The organism is Leisingera sp. ANG49, from assembly GCF_059694505.1.
Window position 1 is genome coordinate 336,464 of sequence record NZ_JCATZN010000004.1, and the last position, 16,189, is coordinate 352,652.

10 protein-coding genes are annotated in these 16,189 nt (G+C 61.7%); 5 read left to right on the forward strand and 5 right to left on the reverse strand.

All coding sequences use genetic code 11. The features are described 5' to 3' along the window. Nucleotides 1-114: 114 nt before the first annotated feature. The 3 genes from mutT to AC58NV_RS15550 are packed head-to-tail and all read right to left on the reverse strand — an operon-like array spanning nt 115 to nt 2,590. Nucleotides 115-513: an 8-oxo-dGTP diphosphatase MutT gene (gene mutT, locus AC58NV_RS15540; protein WP_497227924.1), complete on the reverse strand. Its 399-nt coding sequence runs from the start codon at nt 511-513 to the stop codon at nt 115-117. Beyond that, nucleotides 510-1,736 carry a bifunctional glutamate N-acetyltransferase/amino-acid acetyltransferase ArgJ gene (argJ, locus tag AC58NV_RS15545; RefSeq protein ID WP_497227925.1) on the reverse strand — a complete coding sequence of 409 codons (1,227 nt, stop codon included), beginning with the start codon at nt 1,734-1,736 and terminating at the stop codon, nt 510-512. The genes mutT and argJ overlap by 4 nt, the downstream gene beginning before the upstream one ends. A 2-nt stretch (nt 1,737-1,738) precedes the next feature. Then, nucleotides 1,739-2,590: a peptidylprolyl isomerase gene (locus AC58NV_RS15550; protein WP_497227926.1), complete on the reverse strand. Its 852-nt coding sequence runs from the start codon at nt 2,588-2,590 to the stop codon at nt 1,739-1,741. Nucleotides 2,591-2,767: 177 nt separating this feature from the next. Here AC58NV_RS15550 and secA point away from each other — a divergent pair, with 177 nt between their 5' ends. The 3 genes from secA (at nt 2,768) to AC58NV_RS15565 (ending at nt 8,243) form a co-directional block, all read left to right on the forward strand. Further along, nucleotides 2,768-5,470: a preprotein translocase subunit SecA gene (gene secA, locus AC58NV_RS15555; RefSeq protein ID WP_497227927.1), complete on the forward strand. Its 2,703-nt coding sequence runs from the start codon at nt 2,768-2,770 to the stop codon at nt 5,468-5,470. Nucleotides 5,471-5,759: 289 nt separating this feature from the next. Beyond that, nucleotides 5,760-6,665, forward strand: a complete 906-nt coding sequence (locus AC58NV_RS15560) for a hypothetical protein (protein WP_497227928.1) — start codon at nt 5,760-5,762, stop codon at nt 6,663-6,665. A gap of 24 nt (nt 6,666-6,689) precedes the next feature. After that, nucleotides 6,690-8,243: a phosphate ABC transporter substrate-binding/OmpA family protein gene (locus tag AC58NV_RS15565; protein WP_497227929.1), complete on the forward strand. Its 1,554-nt coding sequence runs from the start codon at nt 6,690-6,692 to the stop codon at nt 8,241-8,243. Between the two features lie 117 nt (nt 8,244-8,360). On the opposite strand, the gene AC58NV_RS15570 is transcribed toward AC58NV_RS15565, so the two are convergent. After that, nucleotides 8,361-8,711, reverse strand: a complete 351-nt coding sequence (locus AC58NV_RS15570) for an META domain-containing protein (protein ID WP_497227930.1) — start codon at nt 8,709-8,711, stop codon at nt 8,361-8,363. 307 nt (nt 8,712-9,018) lie between these two features. Here AC58NV_RS15570 and AC58NV_RS15575 point away from each other — a divergent pair, with 307 nt between their 5' ends. Next, the gene (locus tag AC58NV_RS15575) at nt 9,019-14,559 is read left to right on the forward strand and encodes a hypothetical protein (RefSeq protein ID WP_497227931.1); all 5,541 of its coding nucleotides are present in this window, start codon (nt 9,019-9,021) and stop codon (nt 14,557-14,559) included. A 22-nt stretch (nt 14,560-14,581) separates the two neighbouring features. Next, complete coding sequence (locus AC58NV_RS15580) at nt 14,582-15,286, forward strand: CpXC domain-containing protein (RefSeq protein WP_497227932.1); 705 nt, start codon at nt 14,582-14,584, stop codon at nt 15,284-15,286. Between the two features lie 467 nt (nt 15,287-15,753). Here AC58NV_RS15580 and AC58NV_RS15585 read toward each other — a convergent pair whose 3' ends face one another. After that, nucleotides 15,754-16,161, reverse strand: a complete 408-nt coding sequence (locus tag AC58NV_RS15585; protein WP_497227933.1) for a carbohydrate kinase family protein — start codon at nt 16,159-16,161, stop codon at nt 15,754-15,756. Nucleotides 16,162-16,189 lie beyond the last annotated feature (28 nt).

Here is a 16,189-nt window from a genome sequence, read left to right on the forward strand (position 1 = left end):
CTGTTCCGCGCACTTTTCCAGTAATTTCTGGGCTGTGGAAGTTAAGTGCCCGAATAAATGCGAAAAACCTCCTTGGAAGGGTAGCGGTCCGGCTGCGCCGGGGCCGCAAACGCTTTACAGCCAATCACGCAGGATAGGGATCAGCGGAATATCTGCCGGCGGCATTGGATAGTCGCGCAGGTCTTGCGGCCGGACCCATTTCAGCGTTTGCCCTTCCTTGGCCTGCGGGATGCCATCCCACTTGCGGCAGGCAAAAAGAGGCATCAGCAGGTGGAAGTCATCATAGGAATGGCTGGCGAAGGTCAGCGGCGCGAGGCAGGAGGCCCAGGTGTCGATTCCCAGCTCCTCGTGCAGCTCGCGTATCAGGGCTGCCTCGGGCGTTTCACCCGATTCGATCTTTCCTCCGGGAAATTCCCACAGGCCGGCCATGGACTTTCCTTCAGGTCTTTGGGCCAGCAAAACGCGCCCATCCACATCAATGAGCGCCACCGCCGATACCAGAACTGTTTTCATGACCGGTAATCCGCGTTGATCGAGATGTACTGATGCGTCAGGTCACAAGTCCAGACTGTCGCTGCACCGCTGCTCAGGCCCAGATCCACCTTGATAGTGATCTCCTGCTTTTTCATCTCGGCAGCGCCTAGCTCTTCCTTATAGTCCGGGGAAACCCAGCCCTTTTCGGCCACCAGAACATCGCCAAAGGAAATCGACAGGAGATCGCGGTCTGCAGCCGCGCCGGACTTGCCGATTGCCATCACTACGCGGCCCCAGTTTGGATCTTCTCCGGCAATGGCGGTTTTCACCAGTGGCGAGTTGGCGATTGCCATGCCATGCACTTTTGCATCCGCGTCCGAAGCCGCACCCGTCACCTGGATCTCCACGAATTTGGTCGCGCCTTCACCGTCACGCACCACCTGGTGGGAAAGGTCCAGCATGACACGCTCCAGGCCCGCAGAAAATTCTGCATTGCCGGTCGCATCTACTCCGGAGGCGCCAGTGGCGCAGAGCATCAGGCTGTCGGAGGTCGAGGTATCGCTGTCCACGGTGATGCAATTGAAAGTCCGGTTGCAGATCTCTACCAGTTGCGCCTGCAGCGCCGTCTGCTCCATCTTGGCATCGGTGAAGATATAAACCAGCATGGTCGCCATGTCCGGTGCGATCATGCCGGAACCCTTTGCAATGCCAGCGATCTTGACCGTCTTACCATCGATCCCAACAGTGGCGCTAGCACCCTTGGCAAAGGTGTCCGTGGTCATGATCGCCTTGGCTGCCGCCTCAATCGCGTTTTCATCCAAGGCGCTGTTCAGCTCGCCAAGCTTGGCAACAATACGGTCATGGGGCAGCGGTTCGCCAATCACACCGGTGGAAGCAGTAAAGATGCGTTCCGCCGGAATGCCGGTTTGCGCGGCCACAGCAGACGTTATCTCCGCAACCGAAGTTTGGCCGTAATGGCCGGTGAAGGCGTTGGAGTTTCCTGAATTCACCAAGATTGCCGAGCCTACGTCAGCCGAACCGCCCAGCTTGGCCTGGCAATCCAGCACAGGAGCGGAGCGCGTCTTGGAGCGGGTGAAGACGCCTGCAACCGAAGTTCCTGGCTCCATGAGCGCCAGCATCACATCCGTGCGGCCCTGATATTTAACGCCAGCTGCAGCGGACGCAAATCGTACGCCCTTGATCGCAGGAAGATCGGGGAAGCTGGCAGGCGCCAGCGGCGAAACGTGCATGGATTTGGCCATAATCAGTTCCTTACCAGGCTGAGGTCTTTGAGAATGGCCGGATCCAGGTCCTCGATCTCCGGCCGCTCAATTTTGGCAGCGGCAGTCAGCTCGTTCACCCGTTCCTCAACCGCGTGCTGGCGCAGTTCATCGGCCAGTTCGGCACGCACGTCTTCGAATTCGGGCGCTTCCGTCTTGCGGCGCTCGTTCAGCAGGATGATATGCCAGCCGAACTGCGTCTGAACCGGACCGGAGACTTCGCCGGAGCGCAGTTTCAGGACAGCCTGTTCGAACTCCGGCACCATGCGGCCGGTGGTGAACCAGCCGAGATCGCCGCCGTTTGGACCGGAGGGGCCGGTAGAGCGTTCCTTGGCCAAAGTGGCAAAGTCGGCTCCTGCGTCCAGCTCCGCCTTGACGTCCTGCGCGTCTTCTTCGCTTTCGACCAGGATATGGGCCGCATGAAATTCGTCGCCGCCTTCACCGGTTGAGTATTTTTTGTCATAAGCGGCGCGCAGCTTTTCCTCGCCGCTGGCCTTATTCATGACCATTTCGATCACATCCGCCGCGAGCATCGCGCGTTCCTCGTTTTCGACCGAAAGCTCGACGTAGCGCGGGACCTCGCCGCGCAGCTGCTGTTTCAGCGCAGTCTGCTGGATCAGCTGGTCCAGGATTGCGTTGTACAGCACTTCGTCCGGCAGCTGCTTGTACTGGGCCGGCAGGTTTTCGCGGGCCATGACCATATGGCCGATAGTGATCTCTTCGCCGTTGACCGAGGCAACAACGGTGTTTGCATGCGGTGCTGCTGCTGCGGACAGCGGCAGCGCAGCACAGGCAGCAATCGCCATGCTGCGCAGAAATGTGAGACCTTTACGCATTGAAACCTTCCTATTCCTTGGCCGCGGAGGGGCCTGGCGTTGACACTCTATACCCTGCCGCTTACATCGCTTTGAGGCCATTAGCAGGACCGTCTTTCCACCATTGTTTATGGGTTGCGGACACGGCGGGCAAGCCTGCCCGATGCAAAGGCCGGACATAGGATCGCTGGAGAAGATATGCTGGGTTTCGGAACACTCGCCAAAAAGGTTTTCGGCACACCGAACGACCGTAAAATCAAGGCGACACGGCCGCTGATTGCGCAAATCAACGGGCTGGAAGATGAGTTCGCGAATCTCAGCGACGACGGGCTGGTGGCAAAGACCGAAGAGCTGCGCAAACGTGCCCTGGGCGGTGAAAGCCTGGATGCGCTGCTGCCCGAAGCCTTTGCCAATGTGCGGGAAGCGGCCAAACGCGCCCTGGGCCTGCGCGCCTTTGACACCCAGCTTATGGGCGGTGTGTTCCTGCATCAGGGTAACATTTCCGAGATGAAGACCGGCGAGGGTAAAACCCTTGTGGCGACCTTCCCGGCCTATCTGAACGCGCTGACAGGCAAGGGCGTGCATGTGGTCACGGTGAACGAATACCTGGCCAAGCGCGACAGTGAATGGATGGGCAAGGTTTTTGCTCAGCTCGGCATGACCACCGGCGTGATCTGGTCGGGCCAGCCCGATGCCGAGAAGATGGCCGCCTATCAAAGCGACGTCACCTACGCGACCAACAACGAGCTTGGTTTTGACTACTTGCGCGACAACATGAAACCGTCGCTGGATCAAGTGTTCCAGAAGCAGCATAACTTTGCCATCGTGGACGAGGTTGACTCGATTCTGATCGACGAGGCGCGCACCCCGCTGATCATCTCCGGTCCGGCAGAGGACCGTTCAGAGCTGTACTCGACCATCGACAAAGTGATCCCGCTGCTGGCGGAAGACCACTATGAGATCGACGAGAAGACCCGAGGTGTGACCTTTACCGAGGACGGCAACGAGTATCTGGAGCAGACTCTGCGCGAGCACGGCCTGCTGGATGCAGAGGCTTCGCTCTATGATCCCGAAAGCACCACAGTTGTCCATCACGTGAACCAGGCACTGCGTGCCCACAAGCTGTTCCAAAAGGACAAGGACTATATCGTCCGCGACGGCCAGGTGGTGCTGATCGATGAATTCACCGGCCGGATGATGCCGGGCCGCCGCTTGTCGGAAGGCCTGCACCAGGCCATCGAAGCCAAGGAAGAAGTACAGATTCAGCCGGAGAACACGACTCTGGCCTCCGTGACCTTCCAGAACTACTTCCGTCTCTACGACAAGCTCTCGGGCATGACGGGCACCGCGATGACCGAGGCCGAGGAGTTCTCGGAAATCTACGGTCTTGGCGTGGTTGAGGTTCCAACTAACCGCCCCATTGCCCGGGCGGACGAGGACGATCAGGTCTACCGCACCGCCCGTGAGAAATACGAGGCGATGATCAAGGAAGCTAAAAAGGCGCATGAAAAGGGCCAGCCGGTTCTTTTGGGCACCACCTCGATTGAAAAATCCGAGCTGCTGAGCCAAATGCTGCAGCAGGAAGGCATACCGCACAACGTTTTGAACGCCCGCCACCACGAGCAGGAAGCCCAGATCGTAGCCGATGCCGGCCGATTTGGCGCGGTGACCATCGCCACCAACATGGCTGGCCGCGGCACCGATATTCAGTTGGGCGGCAACGTCGAGATGAAGGTGCTTGAGGCGCTGGCGGCAAACCCGGATTCGGATCCGGCAGAACTGCGCGCCGCTGAGGAAGCCAAGCACGCTGAGGAGAAGCAGAAGGTGTTGGATGCAGGCGGTTTGTTCGTCATGGCCTCCGAGCGCCACGAAAGCCGCCGCATCGACAATCAGCTGCGCGGCCGCTCCGGCCGTCAGGGCGACCCGGGCCGCACCCGCTTCTACCTCAGCCTCGAAGACGACCTGATGCGCATCTTCGGCTCCGAGCGGCTGGACAAACTCTTGTCCTCGCTCGGCATGAAAGAAGGCGAGGCGATCATTCACCCTTGGGTGAACAAGTCGCTGGAACGCGCCCAGGCGAAGGTCGAGGGCCGCAACTTCGACATGCGAAAGAACGTGCTGAAGTTCGACGACGTGATGAATGACCAGCGCAAGGTGATCTTCAAGCAGCGCCGCGAGATCATGGCGGCCGAAGACCTCTCCGAGATCACCGATGACATGCGCCACGAGGTGATCGACGATCTGCTCGACACCCATATGCCGCCCAAGACCTATGCAGACCAGTGGGACACCGAGGGTTTGCAGGAACAGGTCCGTGAAATGCTTTCGGTCGACGCGCCGGTGGCGGAATGGGCGGCAGAAGAGGGCGTGGACGACGAACAGATCCGCGAACGCCTGGTGGAAGCTTCCGACAAACTGATGGCGGAAAAAGCAGAGGCCTTTGGTCCGGAAAATATGCGCAACATCGAAAAACAGGTGCTGTTGCAGACTATCGACAAGAAATGGCGTGAGCATCTGCTGACGCTGGAGCACCTGCGGTCAGTCGTGGGTTTCCGCGGCTATGCGCAACGTGATCCGCTGAACGAGTACAAGAACGAGAGCTTCCAGCTGTTCGAAGGCATGCTCGACTCCCTGCGGGAGGAAGTGTCACAACAGCTCAGCCGCGTGCGTCCGATGACCGAGGAAGAGCAACAGCAAATGCTGATGGAAATGGCAGCCAGGCAGGCAGCCATACAGCAGATGGCGGCACAGCAGACCGCTCCTGCCGCTGCTTCCGCAGAAGAGCCCGCACCGGGATTTGTAGAGGATGATCCATCCACTTGGGGCAACCCCTCGCGCAACGACAAATGCCCTTGCGGTTCAGGCAAGAAGTTCAAACACTGCCACGGCAGCCTCGCGTGAAAACATAATCTGAATTAGTTGGGTCCGGCCGAGGTCCGGACCCTGCCGCGCGGCGTTGGTAGGGGGAACTCCCGACCCGTCGCCGGTCTTTTTGCAGAACCGCTCCCGTTGGGCGTGCCTGGAGCCGCCAGGGCACCCGCAGGCGCAGGGGCTACCCTTTCGCTGTTTCCCTCTGGGCAACAAAGAAGACGAGATTGCCGTATTTGCCGGATTCTCACCTGTTTGAGGCCACAAACCGGCCGACATTTTCAGCCAGGCTTTGTTAACCAGACAGGTTCAGGAGGATCCCATGCTGAGCAACCAGGTGATGCTGACAAGTGCAATAACGCTGGCATGCGCATTGGGCATCGGGTTCTACATGCAGACATCTAGCCCCCGCTGGGCAGGTGATGCGGTTGCCGCCTCCGATCCTCAGCTGCCGACTGAACCCGAGCCGGCGGAGCTGAAAATCGAGAATATCACGCTGACCTCCTCCCCGGCTGAAACGGCACCTGCTGCCGCGGAGCCGCAACCGGCGGTTCCGGCGCAACCGGCCTCCTGCCGTATGACAGCCTCGGCCGAGGCTGCCCCCATGGCGACGGTCTCGCTCACTGTGTCCGCGCCGTGCCATGGCGGCGAACGCCTGACCGTGCATCACAGCGGCATGTCCTTCACGGTTTCGCTGGACCCGACCGGGCGCTACGCGGCACAGATTCCGGTCCTGACACGTACCGCGGTTTATATTGCGGAGACCGCAAGCGGCGGCGGGGCGGTTGCCGTTGCCGAAGTGGCGGGCGCGGAGGCCATGGAGCGTGTGGTTCTGCAATGGAGCGGCCACAGCGGCCTAGAAATGCACGCCCGGGAGTTTGGCGCGGAATACGGCAGCGCCGGGCACGTCTGGCACGGGGCCGCACCCGGCGCGGCTGCAGGGCAGGTGGTCCGCCTCGGCGACCCTAGCCTGCTGGCGCCGCGGATTGCCGAAATCTACAGCGTGCCAGCCAGCCAGCCCGACCGGTTCGGAACCGTCTCCCTGACTGCTGAAGCGGAGGTGACGGGCCTAAATTGCGGCCGCGAAATCTCCGCCCAGGCGTTGCAGCTGCGCGGCGGACAGCTCAGCAGCAATGATCTGGTGGTGGCAATGCCGGATTGCGATGCCCAGGGCAGTTTTCTGGTGTTGAATAATCTGGTGGAAGACCTGAAAATCGCCGCCAACTGACTTGCGGTAAATTCAGGTATCCACATGACCTTCTTTCGTGCGGCCGTTTGCGCCGCACTTTTTCTGGCGGTTCTTGCGCGCGGGCTTGCAGCTCAGGACGTCACACTTTCATCTCCGGACGGTGCAGTTGAGATCACTGGCACGCTGCTGGGCTTTGATGGCGAATTCTATCGGGTGCAAACCCAGTTCGGGGAACTGACCGTTGATGGCTCAGGTGTAACCTGTGACGGGCCGGGGTGCCCCAGCCTGTCCGGGTTTGTGGCGGAAATCACTTTGGCGGGCTCTTCAACCATGTCGGAAGTCTTGCTGCCGGCCCTGATTGAAGGCTTTGCTCTGCGGAATGGGTATCAGACCCGCAGGGAGCCTCTGCCTCAGGGAAATTTCAGTCATGTGCTTCTGCGTGGCCAAAGGCCTGCAGCGCGGTTCTCCTTCGCCGCCAGCAACACGGACGCGGGGTTCGCAGCCCTGATTGCGGATGAGGCGGATGTTGCCATGGCGCTGCGGGAAATCCGGCCCCTTGAGCGGAAGGCCGCGCGTGCGGCAGGTTTAGGAGATCTGACTGGGCCAGGGCGCAGCCGTGTGCTGGCGCTGGATGCCTTTGTGCCAGTGGTGGCCCCCAGCAACCCGGTGCGCGAGATTTCCTTGCTGCAATTGGCCGGCATCCTGTCTGGCCAGATCACCAATTGGCAGGAACTTGGCGGCCCTGACGCTCCCGTGTCGATTCATATGCCTGTATCTGGTTCCGGTTTGTCGCAGGCGGTCGAGGACAAGCTGATGGGCCCTTTCGGGACTGGCTTTACATCTGCAATCCACCGTCATGACCGCAGCAGCACGCTGGTCCGGCGGGTGCTTGTTGACCCTTTTGCCATCGGAGTCGCCAGCTATGCCGAGAAAGGCGCAGCCCGGGTGCTGACGCTGACCGGTCCTTGCGGATTTTCTCTCCAGGCAAGCCGCCGGGCAGTTAAGACAGAGGATTATCCGTTGACCGTTCCGATGTTTCTGTACCTGCCGGCCCGGCGCCTGCCCAAGGTCGCACGCGATTTCCTGGCCTACGTGCGAGGTCCCGCAGCGCAGGCAGTGATACGCCGAGCCGGATTTGTGGATCAGGCTCCGGAACTGATCCCGGTTAGCAGCCAGGGCAACCGCCTGGCCAATGCCATTCTGGCTGCGGAAGAAAGGGGCGGTTTGTCGGAACTTCAGCGTTTGGTGTCCGAACTGGGCGGGATGCGGCGGCTGACGGTCTCGTTCCGGTTCGAACCTGGGTCATCGCGCCCGGACGCCCAGTCCCGCAGCAATATCGAACAGCTGGCCCGGGCGCTCGAGGCCGGGGAGTTCGACGCCAGGGAGATTGTGTTTGCTGGATTTTCGGACGGTGTGGGACCCGCAGAAGGTAACCGGCAGATCGCGCTGAAACGGGCAGGTGCCGTGCGGGACGCAGTGCTCAAAGCCGCGGAGACAGCAGATGCCAGCCGTGTCGCAATCCACACCGAAGGTTTTGGCGAAGCCTTGCCGATGGCTTGTGATGACAGCGATTGGGGCCGCCAGATCAATCGAAGAGTGGAGGTCTGGGTGCGTTAGGCCCGAAAAGTATCACCGGTCAGCCTAGCAGAATGTGGCTGCCGTTTTTTTGGGCCGTCGCAACAAATGCGATAGCCGAGCAGGAATGATTGCAGCGGAAGACGCAAGATTTCCAGGCTAGCTGGCCACCCGCTTGGCCCAAACCAGTGGCTGCTCGAAATTGTACATCACCAGCTCGCCGTCCCCGGTCACCTCCATGCGGTTGACTAGCTGCATCTGCTCCAGGAACTCCCGCTCGGCGATCATCGTCTCTTCGTCGCACAGCCCGCCGCCGATCTGGAACGGCGACAGCATCAGGTTCTCCAGACCCGGCCCGAAGGTGGTGGTGAAGCTGCGGCACGGGCTGGAGCCGTACAGCGTGCCGTCGTCGAAATCGAACCGCAGGCCTGCGGCCTTCTCCAGCCCCGCGCCGCTGGCCTTCTGCACGATCCAGGCGCCGTCGAGGTCTGCTGCAGTGGTTGCGCTCATGGGACTTCCTCCGCTGTGTCCGGTGCCGCTGTCAGAGGCAAAAGACCACACGGCCAGCCCGGCGCATCCCCCTGCAAAGGCTGCGAAAACCGCGGCCTGGGCAAGGCGGGGCCCGTTCATTTGGCGGCGGCGGCCGGGTGGAAATCCATCTTCGTTTCACCTCGATGCACATCGCGTTTGAGTGTGACAAGCCTGCGGCGATTGACAAGAAAAAAATCTTGCCGGGCTCTGGCTTCCATGCGACCCTGAGAAGGGTGCGAGATTAAAGCACTGGTTTTAAATGGTTTTTAGTTCCGGGAGCTGCCACATGCCTCTTGACGGATCCGCTGCAAAAGAAATCAAGCAACAGATGGCAATTGCCCGCAAGCGCGAGCTTTCCTTTGGGTTGTGCTTTGGCAAGAAGATCGAAAACTCGGTTTTCCTCACCCACAAGACCAAGGCTGCCAAAGTGCTGGGCAAGCAGGCGAAATCCGATGGCGAAACCCCGCAGTTTTCCTTCGGCACCCTGAAGCTGGACGGCAAGGAACTGTCGATGTCGGTCGAAGGAAAGATCGTGCCCGGCATGGCCCGCAAGGCCAAAAAGATGTTCATGGTGGTCGGGCTCAAATACAAGATTCTCATTCTCGACCCCTCTGGCAATATCGTCGAGTCGGAAGCTGATGACGACGATGAGGCGGCAGAGGACGCCCCCCAGGCCGCTTCGGCCGCCAGCGGCGACACCGCCTCCGATGCGCCGGCTGAGGCGCCGGCCGCCCCCTCTGCCGAACCGGATCCGGCAGAGTCTAAGTGGAAAACCACCGCCGCCAAGGTTGAGGCCAACATGGCCAAGCTCCGGGAAGTCGCCGGCATCGACCTCTCCAAGGCAGAGGCGCTGTGGAAGGCAATCCAGGCCAAGGCCGAGGGCAGCGGCTTTGCCGCCGCGCTGGAGCATGTTGCCAAGCTCTCTGAAGAGATGAAATCCGCCGCCCAGGATGCTGCCGCGCGGGCAAAGCGGCAAAGCTTGCTGGAAGGTAAATGGCAGCAGGCAGCGGCCAAACTGGAGCCTTTGATCGGCGAGGTGCTGGCACTGAAGACCGCGCAGTCGGAGAAGATCGAAACCGTCTGGACACAGATTAAAGCCCGCGTCGCCGCCAGCCCGCCGGATTACGAGGGCGCGCTCAAGGCGGTCGGCCCGCTGGCGCAGGCGATTTCCAAGGCCCGCCAGACCGCCGCGGAATCCGGCGGCGGTGGGGAGATCCCGGCAGCCGCCACGGCGGCGGCAGGCGACGGAGACACTGCCACAACCGCCAAGCCAGAGGCTCCGGCCAAGGCGCCGGAACAGGCTGCGCCGCCCTCCGGCGACACCGGCAGCGAGACCGGGGACGCCACCGTCGACGAACAGATCGCCAGGATTGAGGCCGCGCTCAAGGCGCTGAAGGACGGACCGGTCAAGACCTACAACACTATGTTGCCGGAAGCGGTGAGCCAGACCCCGGACAAGTGGAAGGCCGCGCTCGACAAGGTTGCAGCGCTGGCCGCGCAGGCCAAGGCCAAGCCCGAGGGCGTCGGCAGCGCCAAGCTGGATGCTGGTGAAAAGGCGCTGGACGCTCTGGAAAAGGCGGTTGCCGCTGACACCCAAGCCAAAACTGCGTTCCAGAAGGCGCTGGAGATCTTCGATCTGCGGATGGTGCCGCTGACCAGCCACCCCAAGGCCATGGCACCCGAGATCGCACCGGAGATCACCCGCATCAAGGGCTTGCGCACCGCCGCGGTGGACAAGGCCAAGGCGCACGACTTGAAAACCGCCACCGTCGGCTTAACCGCGGCCGAGGCGGAGATTGCCAAGGCCGAAATCCTGGCCGATGAGTTGGCCCATTTCATGGTGCTCGACCCCGACCGCAAGGCGCTGGCCGATGCCGCCCGCGGCGTCAGCGTCGGCGACCCGGCAGTGGACGACGCCGCGCGCGAGATGGAGCGGCTCTACGACGCCGCTCAGCAGGACAAGGCCGCCAAGAAATTCAAGGACGGCATCCAGAAACTGGACGAAATCGCCAAGGTTCATGAAAAGACCGCCAAGGTGCGGGCGTTGCGCAAACGCTATGAAACTGAACGCCCGAATGCCAAGAGCTGGGTCGACAGCTGGGCCGGGCTTGCCGCCGCGGTCAAGAATCTGCTCAAGGATAAGCTGGACGAGGCCAACGGCTATTACATCGATTCAGATGTTGCCACGACCAAGGATTACGCCGAGTCGCTCAAGAAGCTGGACAAGTTCTGGAACGTGCGCCCCTTTATCGAAAAGGAAATCCCGGTAGTTCAGCAGTACGGCCCCAAGCTCACCGCTTTTGAGGCCAAGCTGAAGGAGTTCAAGGACCACGATGGTGCTTCGGGCATTCAAGTGATCATCCTCAAGATGGAGGCCGACCTTGCCTCCGCCAAGGCGGAAGCAGTGCTGCACAAATACTCCACCGCCCTGACCCTGCTGGACGCCACCCAGGGCGATTGGCCCGCCGCCACCGCCCAGGCGGACGTCTGCAAGGCCTACAAGGAAAAGCGCGTGTCGGTACAGGGCAAGATCGACCCGCTTAAGAACGTGCCGCAAGCTGCAACCATGCTGGAAGATGCCAAGGCCCTGGTGGCCGAGGCGGCGGCGGCCGCGCTGAAACTGGACTTCACCACCGCCAATACCTGTCTGGCGGACGCCGAGAAACGGGTGGACAGCGCCAAGGCCGCGGCAGAGGCCGCGGTGGAGCTGGACGGGATGACCGACACCAAGGCGCTCGACGATCTGAAAAAGAAGTGGGAGCCCGCCTTCAAGGTTTTCACCGATATCCGCGACAAGGTGGTCGCGGCCGATACCGGCAATGATTTCACTGCGCTGATCGCCAAGGCGCAATTGCCCGCGGCAGAGGCCGAAAAAGCCAAGACGGCCAAGAAATACGACGATGCAAGGGCGCATCTGGACAGCGCCATCTCGAACCTGAAGATGGCGATGGTGCTGATCCACCAGCACCGCGCCTACGGCGAGATGAAGGCTTCGCTGGCGGCGCAGATTGCCGCGCTGGCGCCGCTGAACGATGCCAATTGCCTGCAGCCGCATATCGACGACGCCAACAAGCTGAGCGGCGAAGCCGACGATTTGATCAAGCCGGAAGGCTATGACTACAAGGGCGCCGAGGCCAAGCTCGCCGCCGCCCGCAAGATCACGGAACAGGCCCGCGCCGACGGCGAACTGTTCAAGACCATCAAGGCGGACCGCACTAGGGCCACCGCGATCATCACCAAGATCACCACCGAAGGCGGCGATGTCGAAACCCAGCTGACCCACCGCAAGACCGAAGTCCAGGCGCTGCTGGACGAAAGCACCGCCAAGCAGAACGCCCGCGATTTCAAGGCCGCCGCGGCCAAGGCCAAGGCCGCCGCGGGCTGGGAGAAGGCCACCGATGCGGACATCAAAATGGTCAAGACAGTGCTGGGCTGGGAGGATCCCTTCTTCAACAACCTGCGCCCGCCGCTGGTCGGGGCGGGCAAGGAAGCCGGCCGGCATCTGATCGCCCGGGCGGATGCGGATTTCGCCAAATACAAGGCGGTTCTGGCCGCCCACACCTATCCCCTCGCCCGGCCGATGTTCGAGAAGGCCTATCAGAAACTGCTGGCCTGCCAGCGGCTGCTGGCGGCAGAAGCCCTCTACACCCCGGCGCTGGCCGATGCCCAGGCGGCGGTGGACGCGCTGGCGCCGGAAAACAACGATGCCACCAAGGACCGGATCAAGGCGCTGTCCGACCGGCTGGCTGCCGCCAAGCTCGACGCCGCGCGGACCGATCTGGCCGACAACGACTACACCCAGGCGACCAAGCTGCTGAAAGAGATCGCCGAGGACGCCAAGGCGCTGCTGAAATCGGTCAAGGGCTCGTCCGACTACGAGCCCGCCCGCGCCGCTGCCGAGGCCAAGCTGGCCGAGGCCAGGAGCCACAAGCACGCCGATGCGATTCAGGCCCAGCTTACCCGGCTGACCGCGAAATACGACAACCTGGTCAAGCTGGCCCCCAGCGACTACGCCACCGCCAAGACCATGGCCGAGGAGGTCACCAAATCCGCCGAGGAGGCGATCAACTCCGCCAATACCCACGGCATCCTCGAAGCGGTGAACTCCGCCATCGGCGGCGACGAGGACAGCGCCCCCTGGTGGCCGCAGGTGCAGGCGGCGAAACTGTCGATCAAGGCAGTAAGCAGCCGCGAGAACTCCGACGTCGCCAATACCCATCTGGACACCGCCAATACCGAGATTGAGAACTGCCAGAAGGACGGGCTGGACGCCAAGACCGCCAAGGGCCATCTCAAGGCAGCGCTGGAGGCCTGCAACACTGCCAATGAGGTGATCTCGCAATATGCCTTCATCGCGCAGGAAATCGCCCGCGCCCGCGCCGCCCTGCCGCCGGCCACCGGCCACGCTGAGGCGGCCTATGTGAAGGATGAGACGGACGCGGCCGCAAAGCTGCTGGACGGTGCCGAAACCGCTGCCAAGGGCGGCCAGAACTACGCCAAGGTCAGCGCCGATATCGAGGCCGCCATCGCCCGGACCAAGACCGCGCTGGAAATGGCGGAGCAGCACAAGCAGTACAAGGAGCTGCGCGCCAAGCCGGAGGTCGAGCCGCGCCTGGCAGTACTGGAAAAACACGAGCACCGCTACGCCATCAAGCCCAGCATCGACACCATGCGCAAGAAGCTGGCCGATGCCGCAGCCGCCGTGGCCGGCAAGAAGCCGGGCGAGGGCATCAAGCTGCTGGAAGAGGCCCGCGCCATCGGCACCAGCGCCTTTGTGATGGCGGAGATGCGCGCCAACAATCCGCCCAAGGAGGCGGACATCAAGGAAATCCTGTCGCGGCCCAACGGCACCGATGAGCTGGACGCGATGATTGACAACCTGGAGCCGGAGGCGCAGCGCGCCGTGGTCAAGGTTGCGTTCAAGGCGCGTTTCGGCTGCGATATCAAGAACTTCAACAACGAGAACCTGGCGCCCGCCTCGCAGATTGCGGACGCCAACCTGAAGGGTCCGAACATCGTCGCCTTCTACAAGGCGATGCAGGACCTGCCGCTCGACCACACGCTGAACAACGACTCGCTGCAAAAGTTCGCCATCAACGAGGCCGACAAGGGCGGCTCGATGTACCAAGGCAACGAAAAGCGGATCGTGATGCACGAAGGCGACGCCGGGGTCTCCCCCAACTATGCCTTCGGCAGCGACGACGCGGTCGGCAGCCTCGACGATGCCGCTACCCCGGAAGAACGCGCCGAGCTGGAGAAATGCAAACCCGCCAATGAAGAGCCGATCACGTTCTTCAACTGGAACACCCTGCACGAGGTCGGCCATGCGGTCGACGACAAGCACAGGTTCATGGACAGCAACGGCAAGAAGAAGGAATTCGGCGGCTGGACCGAACACGGCATGGAAATTTCCGGCATCGCCGAAAAGATCGCCAAGAAGTTCACCTACGACAAGACGTATGTCATCGAATACATGGCGCATAACACCAGCGCCCATGTGCCGCCCAGGCCGGAGGATGAAACCTGTACCGACGAGGAATGGGAAAGCCGCCGCATCCAGATGGAGGCTTTTGTCGACATGGCTTCGGAACCGGCCCAGCCCTGGTCCAGCATGGCCACCGCCAAGAAGCTGGCGATCGGCGGGGTGGTCTACCAGGAAAGCTACCCGAAGACCTGGTACTCCTACCTGCTCAGCGAGCGGCCCAAGGGGATCACGGGTTACCAGTTCCGGGCGCCCGGCGAATGGTTCTCGGAGCTTTATGCCGCCTACCACTCGGGCAAGCTGAAGCCGAACCACCCGGCTGTTGGCTGGCTGTCGAAACTCTGACCCATTGAAAGGCTGCTGACCGATGTCCCTATTTCACCCCGTCAACCTGATCTGCCCTCACTGCGAGGCGCCGGTGACCATGATGGCCGTGGGCAGCGTGAACGCCGACCGCCGCCCCGACCTGCGCGAAGACATCCTGGAGGACCGGTTCCAGGACACCGAATGCAGCGCCTGCGGTAAAAGCTTCCGGCTGCAGCCACAGTTCAACTACCTTGATGCCGGCCACGGCCAGTGGATCGCGGCAATGCCTGCCAGCTGCCTGCGCGACCACCTGGAGCTGGAGGACGAGGCCAAGGCCCTGTTCGATACCAGCTACGGGGCGCAGGCCCCGGCAGCGGCCCGCGACGTCGGCAGCGGCCTGGCAGTGCGCCTGACCTTCGGCTGGCCCGCGGTGCGGGAGAAACTCCTGGTCAGGCAGCTGGGCCTCGATGACGCCATCGTCGAAATGATGAAGCTGCACATCCTGCGCAGCGTGGAATCGGTGCCGATGGCCGAAGGCATCGAATTGCGGCTGGTCGACACGGGTGAGGAGGCCGACGGCTATGTCTTTGCCTGGCTGGAGACCGCGTCGGAGAAATACATCGAGTACATGACCGTTCCGACAGAGCTGTACCGCGCCATCCAGGGCAACCCGGAGGGCTGGGCGGCGGTCCGCAGCCGCCTGGAGAACGGCTGTTTCGTCGACATGCAGAAGCTTTATATGGGCGAAGGCCGTCACGCTGAATAAATCTGCCAGTTTAGGCCGGTAAACACCCCAAGAGTCCTTTGGATTAAAGTCTGGCGATCAACAAGATCTTGTTTCTGGAATGTGCGTTGAAAAGCTAGCCTTCCGGCAATTCAGTGGCTAAGCTCGTGCCTCCAAGGAGTGTTGGCGCCGCAGCGGGATACGGTTACGGTCGGCACTGCCGCCGCGTAGTGCAGTGCCGGTTCGGCAACTCCAGACGGCGGATTACTCATTTGCTTCTCTATAAACGTTCTTTGGTACAGTGCGCCGCAAAAAAACTACATTGAACGTGTTGCCTGCGTCGATGGTATCCACGGGGATCACGGGGCGATCGGCGCCTGCAGAAAACCGCCGTAAGTCAGCATCTCCGCTGCGGCTTCGGTATGTTCCTCATCCTAGGTTGTTGCGAGGCGGACATTAATGTTCAGCATCGTCAACCGGCACTGGCCGGCGCGCTGAGCCAGCGCCTCCTAAACCTCTGCTGCCGGCTTACAAACCACCGAAATGCCACCGAAAAATAGAGCTGTCACCTCTAGCCTAGGATCAACGAGATCCTGCGGTACCAGCATCCTGCCCTCGGTGCTCTCGTCATAGAAGGCTTCGGCGTTTTGCAGTAAAACAAAGGCCAGTGTGGTGGGCCGACTGGTGATCGCCGCAGCGGCCTTTCTGACGCCGCTTTCCTGCAGCGCGTTTGTTAGCTGCTGCCCGAATAGGTTTGACGGCAGGCCGGTGGCCAGCCCGCAGGGCAAACCAAGTCGGCCAAGTGCGATGGCGGTGTAGAATACCGCGCCGCCGGGGCAGGCGGCAATACAGGCGCTGTCATCCGCCGCGGTGATGGGCCGCATGTCGATCAGCGCTTCGTCGCAACTGAGGATCATCTGAGTCACAGCCCGTAATCGGACACCA

Coding starts and splice junctions, on each gene's coding strand:
- AC58NV_RS15550 (WP_497227926.1), bottom strand. CDS start 2,590: ATGCGTAAAGGTCTCACATTTCTGCGCAGCATGGCGATTGCTGCCTGT.
- secA (WP_497227927.1), top strand. CDS start 2,768: ATGCTGGGTTTCGGAACACTCGCCAAAAAGGTTTTCGGCACACCGAAC.
- AC58NV_RS15560 (WP_497227928.1), top strand. CDS start 5,760: ATGCTGAGCAACCAGGTGATGCTGACAAGTGCAATAACGCTGGCATGC.
- mutT (WP_497227924.1), bottom strand. CDS start 513: ATGAAAACAGTTCTGGTATCGGCGGTGGCGCTCATTGATGTGGATGGG.
- AC58NV_RS15570 (WP_497227930.1), bottom strand. CDS start 8,711: ATGAGCGCAACCACTGCAGCAGACCTCGACGGCGCCTGGATCGTGCAG.
- AC58NV_RS15565 (WP_497227929.1), top strand. CDS start 6,690: ATGACCTTCTTTCGTGCGGCCGTTTGCGCCGCACTTTTTCTGGCGGTT.
- AC58NV_RS15575 (WP_497227931.1), top strand. CDS start 9,019: ATGCCTCTTGACGGATCCGCTGCAAAAGAAATCAAGCAACAGATGGCA.
- argJ (WP_497227925.1), bottom strand. CDS start 1,736: ATGGCCAAATCCATGCACGTTTCGCCGCTGGCGCCTGCCAGCTTCCCC.
- AC58NV_RS15580 (WP_497227932.1), top strand. CDS start 14,582: ATGTCCCTATTTCACCCCGTCAACCTGATCTGCCCTCACTGCGAGGCG.
- AC58NV_RS15585 (WP_497227933.1), bottom strand. CDS start 16,161: ATGATCCTCAGTTGCGACGAAGCGCTGATCGACATGCGGCCCATCACC.